Source organism: Pseudoalteromonas sp. MelDa3 (assembly GCF_002863625.1).
GTDB lineage: Bacteria > Pseudomonadota > Gammaproteobacteria > Enterobacterales > Alteromonadaceae > Pseudoalteromonas > Pseudoalteromonas arctica.
In genome coordinates, this window is the sequence record NZ_PJBR01000173.1 from 1 (window position 1) to 3,255 (window position 3,255).

A 3,255-nucleotide genomic window follows, 5' to 3' on the forward strand; every position below is an offset into this window, starting at 1 on the left:
AATGCGACTTTCATTGACATAAAAATGACCTATTAAACTGATAACTTAGAAACTAGACCTCGATTATGTCAACCGGTCGATAAAAAAGCGAATGAAAGTCTTTATAAAATTTCCTTAGCGGGAAAGGTAAGTAGGTAACCTATGGACAGTATTTATCAATTTAATGCACCACTTTTTAACAGCGAAAATTTTTCTCTTAGCCAGTTACAGGGCAAAACCGTCCTTATTGTTAATACAGCGAGTAAATGTAATTTTTCGGTGCAATTAAACGCGCTCGAAAAGCTCTATCAGCAATACAAAAGCAATGGTTTTACTGTGCTTGCGTTTCCGTGTAACCAGTTTGGCCAAAATGAGCCGCTTGATAATTTAGCCATTAAAGACTTTTACCAAGAGCAATTTAATGTCTCATTTGAGGTGTTTGGTAAGGTAATGGTAAACGGGCCAGAAACACATCCGTTGTTTAATTATTTAAAATCGCATACGCGGGGTATTTCGCAAAATCGTGCTATTAAGTGGAATTTCACTAAGTTTTTAATTAATTCACAAGGGCAACTTGTTGCACGTTATGCACCGCGAACTAAGCCCGAAACACTTATACAAGTAATAGAAAGCAACTTACTGCAAGCCGCAAAGTTAAACGCAGCTAAAGGTGGTAAAAAAGTATCGTCAAAAATACCTTTATTTACCCCAAGTAAGGCTCCGCTTAAGGCTTAATTTAAATCAATAAAATGCGTTTTACTTAGGCGCTTACTTGTAAAGTAGTTTAATGTATTAAAGGTTAACTACCCTACAAATACTTAAGCATCGAGGCTATTACCATGAACATTGCTTTTTTTAGTACTCAAAAGTACGAACTGCCTTTTTTTGAACAAAGTACACGCGATTACAGCGCTATAAAAATAACGTATTTTGAGCAAGCCCTGAGCGAACAAACGGCTATTTTAGCAAGCGGGTTTGATGCCATATGTGTTTTTGTTAACGATACCGTAAATACCGCCGTTATTGAGCAACTGGCAAGCCAAGGCATTAATACTATTTTGCTGCGTTGTGCAGGGTTTAATAACGTTGACTTACCTGCAGCAAAAGCACATAAAATTAAAGTATTACGTGTTCCTGCTTACAGCCCTGAGGCCGTAGCCGAGCATTGTATTGCACTTATGCTAACGCTTAGCCGTAAAACGCATAAAGCGTATAACCGCGTACGCGAAGACAATTTTGATTTAAACGGATTGCTTGGTTTTAACTTGCACAATAAAACCGTGGGTATTGTAGGTTGCGGTAAAATTGGCCTTGCGCTGTGCAACATTTTAAATGGCTTTGGCGCTAAAGTATTAGTGTGCGACCCATACGCACAACCTGGCAATTATACAATTACCGATATAGACACCTTGCTTAGCCAAAGCGATGTGATTTCTTTGCATTGCCCATTAACGGAACAAACTCATCATTTAATAGATGATGAGGCATTTAGTAAAATGAAAACCGGCGTTATGCTTATTAACACCTCTCGCGGTGCACTACTTAACAGCAAAGCGTGCATTAATGCACTTAAAACTAAAAAATTAGGGTATTTAGGGCTCGACGTTTACGAGCAAGAGTCGGAGCTGTTTTTTAAAAATCACAGCGACGAAATAAACCAAGACGATATATTCTCGCGCTTAGTGAGCTTTAAAAATGTTTTAGTAACAGGCCATCAGGGCTTTTTTACCCAAGAGGCACTCACCGAGATAGCAAACACAACCCTACTTAACGCGCTTGAAGTAAGTAAAGGTAAACCTCTAACTAATGAGGTTTTATAAATACCTTAGCTTTACCTAAATAATAGGCACAAAAAAAGCGAAGTGCGTTTTAAACTCACTTCGCTTTATTAGTTTATTTTAGGGCTTAGATAAAATTAACCAAAGGCAACGTTTGCAAATACCAAGGTCATTAATATTGGGCAAACAAAACGAATATACTGAGCAAACCAGTAATGTACGCCGGTTGTTGCTTGATGTAATTTATTACCACGCTGCCACATCCAACCTACCGTAATAAAGTAAAACAAGCCCATAAGCGGTAATTGGTATTGGGTAAATAACATAATAACTAAGCCAAATAACCAATCAAAATTTAGTATAATCGCACTTGCACACACAAGTACAACGGCGCTTACTGCCCATGTTGCTTTGGTGCGGCTAACGTTGTGATTTTCGACTAAAAACGCTACCGGAATTTCGGTGGTCGATATTGTTGACGTAACCGATGCGATAGACATTAATACAAAAAACAATAAACCAACTAATAAGCCAATTTCGCCCATGGTGCTAAATAGCTCAGGTAAAATAGCAAAAATAAGTTGTCCTTCGCCAATCAGTTTACCACCACTAAATACCTCTACACCGTTGTGCTGCGCCACATAAATAGCAGGAATAATAAGTAAGCCCGCTAAAAACGCGACACTGCTATCGAGTAAAGCAACACCGGCGGTGAGCTTTGGTAAATTAGCATCTGGCTGTAAATACGAGCCGTAAATCATCATACAGCCCACACCTAACGAGAGCGAAAAGAACGCTTGCCCCATTGCGGCAATAATTAAATTAGGGTCGAGTATTTGGCTAAAATCAGGAATTAAATACGCGGCAAAACCTTCGCTTGCGCCATCAAGTGTTGCAATGTAGGCAATTAAACCAACAAGCAGCACAAGTAACAGTGGCATTAAACGGCGCGACCAGGTTTCGATTCCCGATTTAACACCTTTTAAAATAATACTGGCCGTTAAAATAAGCATAAGCGGCGTAAATACAAAATTACGCAGCACTGAGTCACTATGTAAAAATTCGCTAGCGCCTGTGAAACCTAAAAAGGTTGTTATGGGTTCAATAGCGTACGAGAGCATCCACCCTGCGACTATTGAGTAAAAACTTAGCATAACAACCGCGCCCGCAAGACCAATATAACCTGCTGTTGCGCCTACTTTGCGGTTAGTGCTTTGCCATGCATCGCCCAATGCTTTTACAGGGTTAGCTTGTGCTTTGTGACCTAAATAAAGTTCTGTATACAGCGCAGGAAGCGCAAGTAAAAATATAACAATAAAATAAACCAGTAAAAAAGCGCCGCCGCCATGGTTGGCCGCTTGCGTAGGAAAACCCCAAATATTACCCAAACCCACTGCTGCGCCAGCAGCGGCTAAAACAAAACCAAGTCGGCTTTGAAACCCATCACGCACTTGTGCCATACATCTACAAATCTGTTATTATTTTGATTATTGTGAAT

At 39.7% G+C, this 3,255-nt stretch carries 3 protein-coding genes; 2 read left to right on the forward strand and 1 reads right to left on the reverse strand.

Translation table 11 applies throughout. The annotated features are described in order from the left end of the window. Nucleotides 1–141 precede the first annotated feature (141 nt). Complete coding sequence (locus CXF89_RS18745) at nucleotides 142–714, forward strand: glutathione peroxidase (RefSeq protein WP_121955440.1); 573 nt, start codon at nucleotides 142–144, stop codon at nucleotides 712–714. A 104-nt stretch (nucleotides 715–818) separates the two neighbouring features. After that, nucleotides 819–1,799 (forward strand): 2-hydroxyacid dehydrogenase, encoded by a 981-nt coding sequence (locus CXF89_RS18750; RefSeq protein ID WP_121955441.1) that lies wholly within the window; start codon nucleotides 819–821, stop codon nucleotides 1,797–1,799. A gap of 95 nt (nucleotides 1,800–1,894) precedes the next feature. Here the strand turns inward: CXF89_RS18750 and CXF89_RS18755 are convergent, their stop codons facing one another. After that, complete coding sequence (locus CXF89_RS18755; protein ID WP_121955442.1) at nucleotides 1,895–3,217, reverse strand: sodium-dependent transporter; 1,323 nt, start codon at nucleotides 3,215–3,217, stop codon at nucleotides 1,895–1,897. Between the last annotated feature and the right edge of the window lie 38 nt (nucleotides 3,218–3,255).